This window comes from Streptomyces sp. GL_148, assembly GCF_057834205.1.
The window spans coordinates 2,439,421-2,453,652 of the sequence record NZ_CM174396.1; the positions used below are offsets into that span (position 1 = coordinate 2,439,421).

The window sequence follows — 14,232 nt, forward strand, 5'->3', positions numbered from 1 at the left end:
TGTGGGGCTTCGGGCTGGTCGGCCTGGTCGGGCTGTACGGGTGCTGCGGGCTATGCGGACGCTACGGGTGCCGCGGACTCCCCCTGCGCTGCGGGCGCTGCGGGCACTGCGGGTGCCGAGGGCGCGGCTGCCCCGGCCGGCTCCTCCGCGAAGCGGGCGTAGACCTCGGGTCGGCGGGTCTTCAGGCGCTGGGCGAGGGCGAGCCCCACGAGGAAGACGGCGGGCACGAGGGCCACGAGGAGGGTGTTGACGGTGGTGGAGGCCATGGTGAAGAGGGCCACCTTGGAGACGACCAGGCAGATCGCGACGGCCAGCAGCACCGCGGCGGTGACGGGCGCGATCAGGGTCCGCCAGGGCCCCTCGTCGTGCCGGACGCGGCGGAAGTAGACGGGTACGGCGATGGCGGCGAGCAGCATCAGGGCCATGAGGCCGATCATGCCGGGTGTGTTCACCCAGAGCAGGAGCTGCTGGTACGGGTCGGCTCCGGCGAGGGCGAAGCCGAGGACGATCACGGCGCCGAGGGCGGTCTGCGCCGCACCCGCGACGTACGGGGAGCCGTGGCGCGGGTGGATCCGGCCGAGGGCGGCGGACAGGACGCCTTCCTCGGCGAGGGCGAGCGCGTACCGGTTGATGGCGTTGTGGAAGGCGAGGAGGGAGGCGATGACGCTGGTGACGATGAAGACGTGCATCAGGTCGGCCGCCCAGGGGCCCACGTAGGTGGTGATGGCGGTGAAGAAGCGCCACCGGGGTCCCGGGTTTGCGGCCGCAGGACCCCCAGCGCCGAATGCCTGGATGAGTCCAGACGACGAAGGCTTGGAGCTCTCTCCCGCCTGTAAGGCGGGAGATTCCCATCTGGGTTGCCCCGGTGGGTTTGACAGCACTTATGTCCGTCCGGCGACGATCCTCCCGACCGCCGGGCAGGTCGATGACCCGCCATATTCCGGCAACTTGGTTATCGGCACCGGGTGTTCAAACGGTAGCAGAGAGTTGCGAAGCTCCACGCCAAAGCTCCCGAGCAGGGCGAGCAATCGAGAATCGGCGACGAGCGCGACCCCCCGGCAGTCTGGCGCCGCCGAACCAGATGAGCAGGAGCCCGGCCAGGGAGACGGGCAGCCAGGGGATGTCCAGGCCGGCGAGGGCCCGCCCGGTGTCGGCGGTGGTGGTGCCGAGGAGCCCGTAGACGCCGATCTCCATGCCGTTGTAGCCGATGAGGGCGAGCAGGGCGGCGCCGATGCCGACGCGCTTGCCGAGGCCTCGGGCGATGTAGGCGTAGAAGGCGCCGCCGCTGCGGACGTGGCGGCTCATGGTGGTGAAGCCGACGGCGAAGACCGCGAGGGTGAGGCCGGCGAGGAGGTAGCCGGCGGGGGCGCCGATGCCGCCGAGGAGGATCGCGACGGGGGCGACGCCGGCCATGACGGTGAGCGGGGCGGCGGCGGAGACGACGAAGAAGGAGATGTCGGCGGTACCGAGCGCGCCGCGGCGCAGGTCGGTACTCGTTCTTGGCGGCTCGGGCGTTTCGGGCATGCGGGAGCACCCTTCTGCGAACGGCAGGCGGCGGGGAGGCAAAAACCTAAAGGCTTTCGGTTTGCGGCAATGTAGCCTCCGGTTTTGACGTACGGGAAGACCTGACGGCGGGAGAAATACGATGGCGCGGCCGCGCACCCCACTGCTCGACCGGGAGCGGATCGGCGCTGCCGCCCTGCAACTGCTGGCCGAGCAGGGCGAGTTCAGCGTCCCCCAGATCGCCCGGGCGCTCGGGGTGCAGACCGGGTCGCTGTATCACCATGTGGACGGGCGGGCCGGGGTGATCGAGCTGATCCGCGAGCGGGTGTGCGCCGGGATCGACGGCGGCACGCTGTCCTCACCCGAGCCCTGGGACCGGTCCCTGGAGGCCTGGGCCCGCTCGTACCGGGCCGCCTTCGCCGCCTATCCGCGGGCCATCCCGCTGCTGATGACCACCCCGGTCCGGGCGCCCGCGGTGCTCGAGCAGTACGAACGGGCCGTGGCCCTGCTCCTGCGGGCCGGCTTCGCCGCGGAGCAGGTGATGCCGCTGCTCACGGGCCTGGAGAACCTGGTCCTGGGCTCGGCCCTGGACCTCGCGGCCCCGGACGCCATGTGGGAGCCGACTCCGGGCACCCCGCTGCTCGCCCGCGCCCTGGCCGCGCAGGGCCCGGGCCGCGCGGAGGCCGCCTTCGAGGTGGGCCTGACGGCGTTCCTGGCGTACGCGAGGGGGCTGCGCGGCGGGGCGGGGGCGGCCGTGGAGGCGGACAAGGTTTGAGCAAGTACCCCCGGCCCAGGTGAGTACGCGTACTCACGCGCCGGGCTCGGCATGATCAGAGACTGGGCGCATGACCCCAACCCATGGCTCCACCGGCACGTTCGCCCGCTCCTCGCGCCGCCCGCTGCTCACCGTCGCCCTTGCGGCCCTCGCCGTCCTGGCACTCGGCGCGTGCGGCACCGCGAAGGCGACCGGCGGAGGCGAGCCGGCCGCGGCGGCCGCGCCCGCCGCGCCCGCCGTGCCCGCGAAGCCCATGGGAAGCCTGTCCTCCCCGGCCCTCGCGGAGATACAGGAGTACATCGCGCAGACGTGCCCGGCTCCGGGCACCCCCCAGGCGGGGCCGCCGAGTCCGCAGGCGGCACCGCCCGGCGCGGAGGCTCCGGCCGGCACGGTCGAGCCGGCCATGCCCACGGCGGGCCCGATGGTGGAGCTGAACGCCCGCGACTGGTGCGCGAGCAACCACCACGAGCAGCGCATCGCCGAGGCCCTCTGGGAGCTGGTGGACCCCACTCCCGCCAAGGTCAGGACGATCCTGAACGGCCTCGGCTACCCCGACGAGCGCATCCACGACCTCAAGCAGTCCGGCGTGACCACGCGGTTCTTCCTCGACCTGCGCGAGAAGGGCGGCCGGCTGTGCCTGGAGGGGTCGGTGGGCGGCGAGGAGATCGCCGCCATGGACAAGTGCGTGGCCCCCGTGACCGGCCCGTTCACGGCCGGAGGGACGCAGTACTGACCACCGGAGCCGCGGACACGCGCCGCTCGCCCGGCGGCGGGACAATGGTGGCGACGAGGAAGGGACACATCTGCGTCGTGGAGAGGCGGCACCTCGTGGCCGAGTACATAGCCGTGACCGCCCTGAGTCATGTCGGGCTGGTCCGCGAGCACAACGAGGACAGCCTGGTCGTCGGGCCCTGGACGCTGTGCGGGACCACGACCCGGAGCCCTCAGACGCTCCTCTTCCCCCTCGGCAGACCGCTCGTCGTCGCCGTGGCCGACGGGCTCGGCGGGCAGCCGGCCGGCGAGGTCGCCAGCGAGCTGGTCGTCCGCGAACTCGCCCTGCTGGGCCCCACGCTGGACGGTGCCGAGGCCATCGAGGACGCGCTGAACCTCTGCAACCGTGCGGTGCACTCCGCCACCGACGGCCGTCCGGAGCTGACCGCCATGGGGACCACGGTCGCCGGCACCCTGGTCCTGTCGGAGTCGCTGCTGTCGTTCAACGTCGGCGACAGCAAGGTGTTCCACGCGGCCGATGGCGGGCTGCGCCAGGTCAGCGTGGACGACAGCCCGCCGCCGCTGCCCGGGCACCGCACCACGTCGGCCGTCACGCAGACCCTCGGCGGAAGCCGCGCCGAGCACGTCCTCACCCCGCACGTGGCGGCCTTCCCGCTGTCCACGGGTGACCGCTACCTGGTGTGCACCGACGGACTGACCGACCCGGTGCCCGAAGAGGCCATCGACGAGGTGCTGCGGACGCACGACGACGGCAAGGCCGCGTTCGAGCTCTGGAGGGCCGCCATCGAGGCCGGGGGCCCCGACAACATCTCGCTCGCGCTGGTACGCATCGGCGCATGAGGTCCCGCTGGTTCAGGCGCGTGAGGTCCCGCTACGGAAGGTCCCACTACGGAAGGTCCCGCTAGTTCAGGGCCGCGGCCGCGGCCTGCCGCTTCGACTCGTCGTACGCCTCGCGCGCCCGCTGCACGTCGTCCATGCGCAGGTCGGTCCAGTGGGCGAGCGCCCGCACCCGCTCGGCGGCCTCGCGGCCCAGCGGGGTGAGCGAGTAGTCGACGCGGGGCGGGATGACGGGCTTGGCGTCGCGGTGCACGAAGCCGTCGCGCTCCAGCGTCTGGAGGGTCTGGGCCAGCATCTTCTCGCTGACCTTGGCGACCGTCGCGATCCCCCGGCGCAGTTCGCTGAACCGGTACGAGCGGTCGAGCAGGGCGTCCAGTACGAGGACGCCCCAGCGGCTGGTGACGTGCTCCAGGACGAGCCGCTGCGGGCACATGCCCTCGACCACGGTCCACTTCTCACTTACTCCCATGCCAGTACCTTACTCCAAAGTGGGTACTGCCGTTTAGTTAGCGCCCACCGTACGGTGAGTGCACAGCCCGGAAACGGGGAGCAAGGTCCAGACCCAGGAGTGAACCCGCCATGAGCATCGTCGTCACCGGAGCCACCGGAGCCCTCGGCCGTCTCGTCATCGACGAGCTGCTCGCCCAGGGCGTCCCCGCCGCCGCCATCGCCGCCGTCGTCCGCGACAAGGAGAAGGCCGCCCCGCTCGCCGCACTGGGCGTCGAACTGCGCATCGCCGACTACAGCGCGCCCGAGACCCTCGCCGGAGCCTTCCGCTCCGGCGACCGCGTCCTGATGATCTCCGGGAGCGAGGTCGGACGGCGGGTGCCCCAGCACTCCGCCGCGATCGACGCGGCGAAGGCGGCCGGGGTGGCGCAGTTCGCGTACACCGGCATCCTGGGCGGGCCCGACGCGGACTTCGACCTGGCCGCCGAGCACCGGGCGACCGAGGAGCTGATCCTCGCCTCGGGCCTGCCGTACACCTTCCTGCGCAACGGCTGGTACACCGAGAACCACACCGGCAACCTGGCTCCGGTGCTCGCGCACGGGGCGGTCCTCTCCAACGCGGGCGAGGGCCGGGTGGCCTCGGCGGCGCGGGCCGACTACGCGGCGGCGGCCGCGGCCGTGGTGACCGGGGAGGGCCACCTCGGCCGGGCGTACGAGCTGAGCGGCGACGTGGCGTGGTCCTTCGCGGAGTACGCGGCGGCGGTGGCGGAGGCCGCCGGGCAGGAGGTCACGTACAACGCCGTGACCCCCGAGGCCCACCAGGCGGTCCTCACCGGCGCGGGAGTCCCGGCGCCGTTCGCCGCGATCCTGGTCGACGTGGACCTCGCCATCGAGCGCGGCCGGCTGGCCGGCACCTCCGGCGACCTGTCCCGCCTGATCGGCCGTCCTACGACGCCGATGGCGCACACGGTGGCGGAGGCGGTGGCCACCGCCCGGAGCGCGGGCTAAAAACCACCGCATGCGGGCCTTAGGAGATCTTCGTGTACTGCCAGATCGGCTCGGTGCCGATGGCGGTCCGGTTGCCGAAGCCGCCGGAGCCGTTGCCCGGGTTCAGCCACGGCCGGCCCGCGGTGTCGCGGGACAGGAGGTCGGCCTTGCCGTCGCCGTTCAGGTCCCCGGCGCCGACGACGTCCTTGTAGCTGCCGCCCCAGTCCTTGAACACCAGGACGCGGCTCTTGAAGACGCCGGTGCCGGTGCCGATTCCGGTGCCGTTGTAGCGCCACAGCTCGCCGGAGGCGTCGAGGCCGAGCAGGTCGGCCTTGCCGTCACCGGTGAGGTCACCCGCGCCGATGATCTTCTTGTACCCGTTCCAGCCCGTGCCGACCTTGACCCGGGCCGCGAAGCCGCCCGCGCCGTTGTCGGCGTAGAGGTAGAGGCTGCCGGTGGCGGCATCACGGGCCAGCAGGTCGGTGCGGCCGTCACCGGTGAGGTCGCCGGGAGCGGAGAAGGAGTTGTAGGCCTTCCAGTCCGAGGCGATCTTCTTGTACGCCGATCCGGGCGACGGGAGTCCGCCGCACACCGGGGTGTACATGCGGGCCTCGCCGCCGGGCAGCCGGACGAACACGTCGTTGCAGCGGTCGCCGTTCAGGTCCCCGAAGGGCAGCACCTCGGCGGCCGGGTCCCAGCCGGGCACTACGAACGGGGCCTTGGTGAGACCGGCTCCCGAGACGAGCTTGAGGTTGCCCGCGGTCGAGAGCCCGAGGACATCGGCCTTGCCGTCGCCCGTGAGATCGCGCCGTACGGGAAGCTTGCGCGAAGCGGTGGTCGTGAGGTACCTGACCCTGCGGTTGACGCCTTCGGCGTCCGGCTCGTCCTGGCCGAACACCACGAGCGGGCGACCCTGGGCGTCGGAGCTCATCTCGAAGCCCCCGCCATTCGACTCGCTGAGCACCGTGGGGGCCGCCCAGGTACCGCCCGCGAACGTGGACACCAGGGCACGGCCGTCCCGGCTCCAGGCGACGACCACAGTGCCGTTGGCGGCGAGCACACTCTGCACCGACCAGGAATCGACCTGGGCGGCCGGGAAGCGCTGCCCTGCCGCCCAGGTGGCCTTGGCCTCCGAGCGCACGCTGGACCAGGGTGCCCCGAACATCGTCACACCGACCAGGAAGACATCGCCGTTGGGCAGATCGATCGGTGCGTTGACGCGGTGGGCGTCCCACGGGCCGACGGGCGCGGCGGGACTCCAGGACGTGGCGCCGGCCTGCCGCCGCGCGTAGGACAGCTCGCGCTTGTTCCCACCGTTCCACACCAGGTGGAATCCGCCCTTGACCCGCGCGAAGAGCTGCACGGCCTGGGGCTCGTCGCCGGTCAGCGCGAGATCGCGCGGCGCGCTCCACTGCGCGGCGCCGGCGGCCTTCTCCGCGGTCTGGTACTGACGGACCGTGGGGCCGCCGTCCTCGTCCACGTGCTCGACGACCCAGGACACCAGCGCCGTACCGTCGTTGGCCACCGCGAGGGACATGTCGCCGCTCGCGGGGGGCGCCTCCGGCCCGTTCAGGACGACCGGAGCCGACCAGGTTCCCTGCGCCGTCCGCTCGACGGCGTAGACCTTGCCGTCCATGAACCAGGCGGCGACGACGTGTCCCGAGGCGCTGCCCGCGATGCGGGTGGTGTAGTACCTCTCGAGGATCTGCAGCGCCGAGAACTCCGTGGCACCCGGCGCGAGCATCGCGGTCCAGGACGTGCTGTCCTTGGTGGTGGCGAACAGTTGGACGGAGCCGTCGGGCAGCGCCGTGAGGCCTACCTGGCTGTACTCCGCCGACTGGTTGAAGCTCATGGTGATCCAGCCCGTCGCCCCGGCGGGACGCCGCAGCACTCTGTCGCCCGACACCGCCAGCACGGTGCCGTTCTTGGCCGTCACCGTGCCGCCGATCGACTCGTCCAGCCGGGTGGGCTTGGTCCACGGACCGAGCTGCGGGGCCGCGGCCGCGGCGGTGGACGCGTCCTGGGCGGGGCCCGGCGCGGACGCGACCGCCGTCGGCGCCGCGAAGGCGGCCGGCGCGGCGAGCGCGAGCGCGAGGACGGGAGTGAGCGCGACGCCGAACATGGTGCGGGAATGCGAAGTCATAAGGAGAGAGCCCCCCCGGGCATCAGACGCATGAGGTGTGCGAGGTGCATGGACGGGATGCACGCTCGCGCAGCGTATATCAGGCCATGATCACCGCTGAGGGAGGTCGCCGGCAGTGCATCAAAGCCGAGGACACCGGCCCCCGGCCGGTACGTTCGCCTCATGGACGCGACAGGTGAACCGGGAGGAAGCAGACCGGGTGGACCTCCCCCGGCCGGGCGGCTCGGGCGCCACGGTGCGGTGATGCTCACGGGCGCCGCGTTCCTCCTCCTCTGGCTCCTCGACCTGCTCAGCGCCCGCCCCTACGGCGTCCCGCTGCTGCTGGCCACCGGCGCGGCCGTGGCCCTCGTGGCTCTGTTGCCCGCCCCGCGCGGGAGGCGCGTACCCGTCGAAGGGCGGGCCGCCGCGGCCGTGCTGCTCTCCGGGGCCACCACCCTCTTCCTCACGCTGCGCGGCGGGACCGTGGGCTTCGGGCTGGGCGAAGTCCTCGTACTCCTGACCCTGCTGACCCGGACGGCCCGCCGCGGCCGGGCCGGACCGCCGGCCCTCGGGCTCTGCCTGCTGCTGGCCGCGGCGGTCGCGACCGCTCCGCTGCGCATGGGCCACGCCTCCGAGCGCACCTCGCTCGCCTTCCTGCTCACCCTCGCGGCCGGCGGAGCCGCCGGACTCGGCTGGTACCTGCGCACCCTCGACGAACGGCGCACCTGGACCGTGGTCGAGGTCCGCGAACGGGAGCGGCTGCGGCTCGCCCGCGACCTGCACGACTTCGTCGCCCACCACGTCACCGGCATGGTCGTCCAGGCCCAGGCGGCCCGGATCATCCGGGAGAGCTCCCCGGAGCAGCTCGACCCGCTGCTGCGCTCCATCGAGACCGCCGGGAACGAGACCCTCGATTCGATGCACCGCCTGGTACGGGTCCTGCGCGAGGACGGGGCCGCGACCGTCCGGCCGGGTGATCTGCTCGCGGAACTGGGCCTGCTGGTCGCCCGGTCCGGCCGGGACGGCCACGGTCCGGTGGCCCGACTGACCGTCTCGGCGCGGGCCCGCGCCGCCGTCCTGGACCCCGAGGTGGAGACCACGGTCCACCGGGTGGTGCAGGAGTCGCTGACCAACGTCGGACGGCACGCGCCGGACGCCGCGACCGTCGAAGTCGAGGTCGAAGTTGAGGTCGATGCGGAGGAGCCGGAGGAGGCGGAGGAGGCGGAGAGCGGGGCCGCCGGGGTGCTGCGCGTGACCGTCTCCAACGGCCCCGGCGCCTCCGCCCGTCCGCCGCTCATCGGCCGCCGGGGCGGCTTCGGCCTGATCGGCCTGCGCGAGCGGGTCGAAGCCGTCGGCGGCACCCTCCACGCCGGACCGCTGCCCACGGGCGGCTGGCGGCTCACGGCCACCCTGCCGGTCCGGGGCGGGAGCTGAGCCCGAGCCCTGCGCGAGAATGGCCCGTATGAGCAGTGCTCCTCCCCCGGCCCCTGCCGCCCCGTCCCTCCCGGTCGCACGGCCCATCCGCGTGGTGATCGCGGACGATCAGGACATGGTGCGGCTCGGCTTCCGGCTGATGCTCGACGCCCAGCCCGACCTGGAGGTCGTCGGCGAGGCCGCGGACGGCGCCGCCTGCGTGGAGCTGGCCCGGCGACTGCGGCCCGATGTCTGCCTGGTCGACGTCCGGATGCCCAAGCTCGACGGCCTCGACGTGACCCGCGCCCTCGCCGGACCCGGAATCGCCGACCCGCTCAAGGTCGTCATCGTCACCACCTTCGACCAGGACGACTACCTCTACGGGGCCCTGCGCGCCGGCGCCGTCGGCTTCCTGCTCAAGAACGCCGGGCCCGAGCTGCTCCTCGAAGCCGTCCGTTCGGCGGCCCGGGGCGACGCGCTGGTCTCGCCCTCGGTGACGCTGCGGCTGTTGAAACACCTGGGCGCCCAGGACGCCAACCCCCTCGCCGGACGGCCCGGCCCCGCATCGGGACCGGGCCGGGGGAAGCTCTCGGAACGGGAGGTGGAGGTGGTCCGCCTGGCCGCGCGCGGGCACACCAATCAGGAGATCGCGGACGAGCTGCGGATCACCCTGTCGACCGTGAAGACCCACATGACGGGGGTGCAGGCCAAGCTCGGGCTGCGCAACCGCGTCGAGATCGCCTCCTGGGCCTGGGCCAACGGGCTGGTCACGCCCCGCTGACCCGCGCGGCGCCGGCCCGGTGCGCACCGCCCGCGCCCTGGCCCGAGCGGCGGATCGGGACGAACTCCCACCAGGTCACGCAGCGCCAGGCCCACTCCAGCGGCCCGTAGCGGAAGCTCTTCAGCCACATCCGGCCGACGATCACCTGGAGGACGAGGATCGCGGCGGCGAGCAGCAGGGCGGCGGTCCAGCGCCTGGACCCGTCCAGGCCGAGCACCGGGGAGAGGGCGACGACGACCAGGGTGGCGCCGACGTAATTCGTCAGCGCGAGCCGACCGAGCGGTGCGAACACGGACTCCACGGCCCGGCCGAGCGGGCTGCGCAGCAGGAGCAGGAAGCCGCAGACGTAGGCGGTCGCGGCCAGCAGACCGGCGATCGCGGCGGAGCGGGTGGCAACGGTGTCGAGCCATGTGTCCCGCTGCCAGAGCGTCGCGGCGACGGCGGCGGGCGCGGACACCGCGAAGAGCACCGCGATCTGCCGGCCCCGGCCCTCCAGGGTGTCGGCGATGCCGTAGCGGGCGGTCGCGGACCCGAGCAGGAAGAGTCCGGGGATGACGGCCATCCCGCCGCCCGCCAGGGTGACCCCGGCGCCCGTGGCGAGCAGACCGGCCGTGAGGACGGCCCAGCGCGGCAGCCAGGTGGAGGGCAGCAGCACGAGCAGCCCGAAGATCGCGTACGGGGTCAGCGCCTCCCCGGGATGCAGCAGTTGGTGCCCGGCGCCGAGCACCCCGAGGGCGAGGAGCCTGCGCAGCAGCACCAGGCGGGGGCTCGCGGTCTTCGCGGTGGCGCTCTCGTAGAAGAGGACGAAGCTCAGCCCGAAGAGGAAGGAGAAGAGCGGGAAGAACCGGTGCTGGACGGCCAGGTCCAGCACCTCGCGGACGGGCAGCAGCTCCCCCGGCACCCAGTAGCCGATCATGCCGGTGATCTGCGGGATGTTCACCAGCAGGATGCCGCAGAGCGCGAAGCCCCGCAGGGCGTCGAGCGCGGCTATGCGTCGCCGGGGGGTGGGGGCGCTGAGCGCGCCGGGGGCCGGGGGGATCGGGGAGTGCAAGGGTGCTCCTGGAGCGGGGGACGGGGTCTCCCTCACGCTACGAAGCCGCCGGGTGCCCGGTCGTCGCCCCGGGGGCGTATCCCGCCCGTACTAAAGTACGGCTCCGCGGGGCGGCCGTGCGGGGGCCCGGACCGGGTCCTGGAGTAGGTCCGCGCGTTCAGCCGGCCGCGTACCGCACGAACCCGGCCCAGGTGGCGGGGGCCACGGCGAGGGGGGCGCGGGCGATGTCCTTGGAGTCCCGGATGAGGATCGACTCGGGGGGGACCGCCACTTCTACGCAGTCGTTGCTGTTGCTGGCGCTGTAAGTGCTCTTGACCCAGGCGACCTCAACGCACTCGTTGCTACTGCTGGCGCTGAAACTGCTCTTGACCCAGATCAGTGCGGAAAGGTCGCCGACCGAGGGCTTGATGCTCATGTCTCTCCCAGCACTTTCTCGACGAAGGCCCGCGACTGCCGTGGACTGAGGGCCTGTGATCGGATGATCCCATACCGGAGTTCCAGGAGTTGGATGTCTTTCGGGTCGGTGATCAGGCGGCTGATCAACTGGACTTCGAGGTACCCAATGGTCGATCCGTCCCTGAGCTTCAAGACGTCGATCTGACCGCCCATGCCCGCGTGATCGTCGCAGTTCGTCGGCATCACTTGGATCTCGACGTTGCGCAAGGCTGCCACTTCGAGCAGGTGCTCCAACTGTCGGCGGAGCACGTCCCGTCCTCCGATCGGACGCTCCAAAGTGCCTTGCTCCAACACGAAGGTCAGCGCGGGCAACGGCTGCCGGTGGAACATCTCCTGCCGCGCCATGCGCGCAGCGACATAGCGCTCCACCACGTCCGGCGAGTACGCCGGCCGCCGGATCTCGTACAGCGCCCGCGCGTACTCCTCGGTCTGGAGCAGGCCGTGCAGGTTGTGGTTCCCGTACGCGCCCAGCTCCACCGCGTCGGACTCCAGCTTCGCCAGGTCCCGGACCTTCTTCGGGTAGCGGGCCCGCTCCACGTCCACCTTCATCGCGGCGATCTTGCCGCTCGCGCCGAGGATCTCGTCCGCCTTGTCCAAGTACTCAGGGCGCGGAATTCGCGCGCCGCGCTCGATCTTGTAGATGAGGTTCGGCCCGTATCCCATCCGCGTACCGAATTGCGTTCGGTCGAGACCGGCCGCCTCCCGCCACATTTTCAGTTGGCGGCCCACGGTGGCGATTACCGCCCCCGCTTCGTCCTCCGGGTCGAGTTCCCAACTGGATTCGCTCGACTCATCGGTGCTGTCTGCGTTCACAACCACCCCCAAGGGACAGGCGGGACAGGGTTGGACACCCCGGGACAGTCGCCGTACACGACGGGCGCTTCCCTGTTCAGGTTACGCACGGCTCGCCACGCTCAGTCACGTGAATCACGAAATCACCTTCGTCGCCACGCTCCCCGCCACCCCGCACGGCGCCCGCTCCGCGCGACAGCTGGCCGCCGCGCAACTCGCGGATTGGGGGCTTCCGTTCCCTGATGCAGCCCAGGTCGTCGCCGAACTCGCGGCCAACGCCGTCACGCACGGTCGGGTCCCGGGAAGGAGGTTCCGGCTCGCACTGACCGCAGCAGGGGCCACGCTCCGTATCGAGGTGAGCGATACCCGGGCCGAGTGCGCGCCGCCGTCCGTCACCGACTTCCCGTCCCCCGACGCGGAGTCCGGCCGGGGCCTGGCACTCGTCGCGGCGCTGGCGGACCGCTGGGGCATCTCCGTCGGCCCCGTTCCGATCAAGACCGTCTGGGCGGAAATCGGACCACCGGGACCTGGATCACCGGATCCGGGCTTCCGGGTTCCGGTGGGCGGCGGTCCGGCGACTCGGAACGTAAACCAATAAAGAACCTAGGGAAATAACCGTTCCTAGCGATGTTGGCCACTGCTGGCCGCATCGCTGTACACCGGGCTGGCCGGTTGTCTCCCCGAACGGTCTTGGGAGACGGGGAACAGCGCGAGCTGGTCGCTTCGGTCCCGGCAGGTCTCGTCACCCGGGTGGGGTGTGCCTGTGGTCCTTGGCGGGCTCGCGGTCCCGCGTGCCCTCGGTACGGTGACGGTCTGGCCGGTAGCTCTCCGCGCGACGATCCTCTGGTCGTGTGCGGTCACACCTGGCCGACGCCGTGTCCCGTGTCCGAGGGCGCGTCTGCCGATCGCCACCGCGGCCGCATGGTGGCCGGCAACGATCATGGTCTTGGATTGCCGTTGGAGTGGCTGCTTCCAGTGCTGGGCACCCCAGCGGGAGGTGTAGGCGGGGTCGACCGCGACGACGATCAGTCCGGCGTGGTGGGCCATGCCGGACAGCCGGTCGCGGAAGCGCGCGGTCGGCAAGCCTGCGACGGTGCGGCGGAACGCCTTGCCGCGTTTGCCCCGGCCCATCGTCTCGCGGCCGGTGGCGCGGGCATCGCTGAAGCCAAGGTTCTCGATGGCCAGACCAGCACAGCCATGGAGTGTCGCGAGGCGGATGAGTTCGCTGATCGCTTGCCGCAGGCGCCCGTCGCGCTGGGATGTGGGGCCGGTCAGGTCGGTGGGCACGGTGATCGGCTGGCCGGTGGGGTTCCCGTGGGTGTCTACGATGCAGGCGGCGAGGTGGCCGGCGTTGAGGTCCACGGCCAGCAGCCGGACACCGGTTGTGGCCAGTTCGGCAGGGGTCGGGAGCGGCGTTGTCGGGGTGGACCAGGACGCGTCGAGGTACCAGCGGCCGCGTTCCGGGTCGCGCACGATGTCGTAGCGCACGGCCCGGTTGGCGGTGATCAGGTCCAGCCACTCGCCTTGGCGGTGGTTGAAGCTGACAGTGCAGGCGAGCTGGTAGCGGCCCCGGGGTGCGTTGGCGAGGTGCCTGAGCAGTTCGGGCAGGACGATCGTGACCGTGCCGTCGGCCGGGTCCACAGTGATCGTGTAATTCCCGTGCGGCGCACCAGACTCCCCGTCGGCGGTCAGGAACATACGCTGCGCGTCCCAGCGTTCTCGCCACTGGGCCTCGGTGAGCCCGGCGTCGACCAGGTTGTGCCGGACCTTCGCCATGCGGCGGCCGCCGACTACGATCGCTGGATGTCCTGCCTCGATCCGTCGTTCCACCCCGGCCAGGCGCGCGGTTAGGACCTGCGACCGGCGCTGCTTCTGTGCCCGCTCGGCCCGGCTCGGATATCCCCGGACACCCTGCACACGCTGGCCGCAGGGGACGGCCAGACGCTTGCCGATCTTCGCGATGGCCCGGCGCAGCGAGGTCCGCTCATCGAACAGGCACCGCAGGGACAGCTGGTACTGATTCTCCGACACGCGAGTCATCGCGCCCGCCCACCGAGACGACGACACCCTCGTCAGCGCACGTTTACGATCCGCCCGCCTATTCTCCTTCACCGACACCCTGCCGATACGGACCCGCTCAGCCAGATCGGCGCGGGCAAACCGGCCCAGATGTTCACCGACCAGCCGCAAAACCTCGGCATCAGGAGCGGACAGGCGCAGACGATCCCGGATACGGGCACCCGCAGGCGCCGACACCGTGAACGGAACAGCCAGCGTCCGCAGTGCACGCTTCCGCCGACCCCCATCACGCGCCACCAGCCCCCCCCCTCTCCATC

At 72.0% G+C, this 14,232-nt stretch carries 13 protein-coding genes and 1 pseudogene; 7 read left to right on the forward strand and 7 right to left on the reverse strand.

The window, feature by feature from the left end; genetic code table 11:
* Nucleotides 1–50 precede the first annotated feature (50 nt).
* Nucleotides 51–1,524 (reverse strand): annotated as a pseudogene (locus tag AC3IYI_RS11135) (APC family permease).
* Nucleotides 1,525–1,645: 121 nt separating this feature from the next.
* Here AC3IYI_RS11135 and AC3IYI_RS11140 point away from each other — a divergent pair.
* The 3 genes from AC3IYI_RS11140 (at nucleotide 1,646) to AC3IYI_RS11150 (ending at nucleotide 3,850) form a co-directional block, all read left to right on the forward strand.
* Complete coding sequence (locus tag AC3IYI_RS11140; protein ID WP_489410022.1) at nucleotides 1,646–2,278, forward strand: TetR/AcrR family transcriptional regulator C-terminal domain-containing protein; 633 nt, start codon at nucleotides 1,646–1,648, stop codon at nucleotides 2,276–2,278.
* A gap of 70 nt (nucleotides 2,279–2,348) precedes the next feature.
* Nucleotides 2,349–3,011: a hypothetical protein gene (locus tag AC3IYI_RS11145; protein ID WP_489410023.1), complete on the forward strand. Its 663-nt coding sequence runs from the start codon at nucleotides 2,349–2,351 to the stop codon at nucleotides 3,009–3,011.
* Between the two features lie 44 nt (nucleotides 3,012–3,055).
* Nucleotides 3,056–3,850: a PP2C family protein-serine/threonine phosphatase gene (locus tag AC3IYI_RS11150; protein WP_489410024.1), complete on the forward strand. Its 795-nt coding sequence runs from the start codon at nucleotides 3,056–3,058 to the stop codon at nucleotides 3,848–3,850.
* Between the two features lie 61 nt (nucleotides 3,851–3,911).
* Here AC3IYI_RS11150 and AC3IYI_RS11155 read toward each other — a convergent pair whose 3' ends face one another.
* The gene (locus AC3IYI_RS11155; protein WP_489410025.1) at nucleotides 3,912–4,316 is read right to left on the reverse strand and encodes a winged helix-turn-helix transcriptional regulator; all 405 of its coding nucleotides are present in this window, start codon (nucleotides 4,314–4,316) and stop codon (nucleotides 3,912–3,914) included.
* 110 nt (nucleotides 4,317–4,426) lie between these two features.
* On the opposite strand from AC3IYI_RS11155, the gene AC3IYI_RS11160 reads away from it, so the two are divergent.
* Nucleotides 4,427–5,302: an NAD(P)H-binding protein gene (locus AC3IYI_RS11160; RefSeq protein ID WP_489410026.1), complete on the forward strand. Its 876-nt coding sequence runs from the start codon at nucleotides 4,427–4,429 to the stop codon at nucleotides 5,300–5,302.
* A 19-nt stretch (nucleotides 5,303–5,321) separates the two neighbouring features.
* On the opposite strand, the gene AC3IYI_RS11165 is transcribed toward AC3IYI_RS11160, so the two are convergent.
* A complete protein-coding gene (locus AC3IYI_RS11165; RefSeq protein ID WP_489410027.1) occupies nucleotides 5,322–7,424 on the reverse strand; it encodes an FG-GAP repeat domain-containing protein in 2,103 nt (700 codons plus the stop codon).
* Nucleotides 7,425–7,667: 243 nt separating this feature from the next.
* Between AC3IYI_RS11165 and AC3IYI_RS11170 the strand changes: the two genes are divergently transcribed.
* Entirely contained in the window at nucleotides 7,668–8,837 is a 1,170-nt protein-coding gene (locus tag AC3IYI_RS11170) for a sensor histidine kinase (RefSeq protein WP_489410028.1), read from the forward strand.
* Between the two features lie 28 nt (nucleotides 8,838–8,865).
* On the forward strand, nucleotides 8,866–9,597 hold the full coding sequence (locus AC3IYI_RS11175; RefSeq protein WP_489410029.1) for a response regulator: 732 nt from the start codon (nucleotides 8,866–8,868) through the stop codon (nucleotides 9,595–9,597).
* Here AC3IYI_RS11175 and AC3IYI_RS11180 read toward each other — a convergent pair.
* The 3 genes from AC3IYI_RS11180 to AC3IYI_RS11190 all read right to left on the reverse strand — a co-directional run bounded on the left by AC3IYI_RS11180 (nucleotide 9,584) and on the right by AC3IYI_RS11190 (nucleotide 11,917).
* On the reverse strand, nucleotides 9,584–10,648 hold the full coding sequence (locus AC3IYI_RS11180; protein WP_489410030.1) for a DUF418 domain-containing protein: 1,065 nt from the start codon (nucleotides 10,646–10,648) through the stop codon (nucleotides 9,584–9,586). The genes AC3IYI_RS11175 and AC3IYI_RS11180 overlap by 14 nt on opposite strands.
* A 157-nt stretch (nucleotides 10,649–10,805) precedes the next feature.
* The gene (locus AC3IYI_RS11185) at nucleotides 10,806–11,063 is read right to left on the reverse strand and encodes a DUF397 domain-containing protein (RefSeq protein ID WP_489410031.1); all 258 of its coding nucleotides are present in this window, start codon (nucleotides 11,061–11,063) and stop codon (nucleotides 10,806–10,808) included.
* The gene (locus AC3IYI_RS11190; protein ID WP_489410032.1) at nucleotides 11,060–11,917 is read right to left on the reverse strand and encodes a helix-turn-helix domain-containing protein; all 858 of its coding nucleotides are present in this window, start codon (nucleotides 11,915–11,917) and stop codon (nucleotides 11,060–11,062) included. Before AC3IYI_RS11190 ends, AC3IYI_RS11185 begins: the two co-directional genes overlap by 4 nt.
* A gap of 109 nt (nucleotides 11,918–12,026) precedes the next feature.
* Between AC3IYI_RS11190 and AC3IYI_RS11195 the strand changes: the two genes are divergently transcribed.
* The gene (locus AC3IYI_RS11195; protein WP_489410033.1) at nucleotides 12,027–12,494 is read left to right on the forward strand and encodes an ATP-binding protein; all 468 of its coding nucleotides are present in this window, start codon (nucleotides 12,027–12,029) and stop codon (nucleotides 12,492–12,494) included.
* A 23-nt stretch (nucleotides 12,495–12,517) separates the two neighbouring features.
* Here the strand turns inward: AC3IYI_RS11195 and AC3IYI_RS11200 are convergent, their stop codons facing one another.
* Nucleotides 12,518–14,212: a hypothetical protein gene (locus AC3IYI_RS11200; RefSeq protein WP_489410034.1), complete on the reverse strand. Its 1,695-nt coding sequence runs from the start codon at nucleotides 14,210–14,212 to the stop codon at nucleotides 12,518–12,520.
* Nucleotides 14,213–14,232 lie beyond the last annotated feature (20 nt).

Coding starts and splice junctions, on each gene's coding strand:
- AC3IYI_RS11145 (WP_489410023.1), top strand. CDS start 2,349: ATGACCCCAACCCATGGCTCCACCGGCACGTTCGCCCGCTCCTCGCGC.
- AC3IYI_RS11150 (WP_489410024.1), top strand. CDS start 3,056: ATGGTGGCGACGAGGAAGGGACACATCTGCGTCGTGGAGAGGCGGCAC.
- AC3IYI_RS11140 (WP_489410022.1), top strand. CDS start 1,646: ATGGCGCGGCCGCGCACCCCACTGCTCGACCGGGAGCGGATCGGCGCT.
- AC3IYI_RS11175 (WP_489410029.1), top strand. CDS start 8,866: ATGAGCAGTGCTCCTCCCCCGGCCCCTGCCGCCCCGTCCCTCCCGGTC.
- AC3IYI_RS11185 (WP_489410031.1), bottom strand. CDS start 11,063: ATGAGCATCAAGCCCTCGGTCGGCGACCTTTCCGCACTGATCTGGGTC.
- AC3IYI_RS11165 (WP_489410027.1), bottom strand. CDS start 7,424: ATGACTTCGCATTCCCGCACCATGTTCGGCGTCGCGCTCACTCCCGTC.
- AC3IYI_RS11170 (WP_489410028.1), top strand. CDS start 7,668: ATGCTCACGGGCGCCGCGTTCCTCCTCCTCTGGCTCCTCGACCTGCTC.
- AC3IYI_RS11160 (WP_489410026.1), top strand. CDS start 4,427: ATGAGCATCGTCGTCACCGGAGCCACCGGAGCCCTCGGCCGTCTCGTC.
- AC3IYI_RS11155 (WP_489410025.1), bottom strand. CDS start 4,316: ATGGGAGTAAGTGAGAAGTGGACCGTGGTCGAGGGCATGTGCCCGCAG.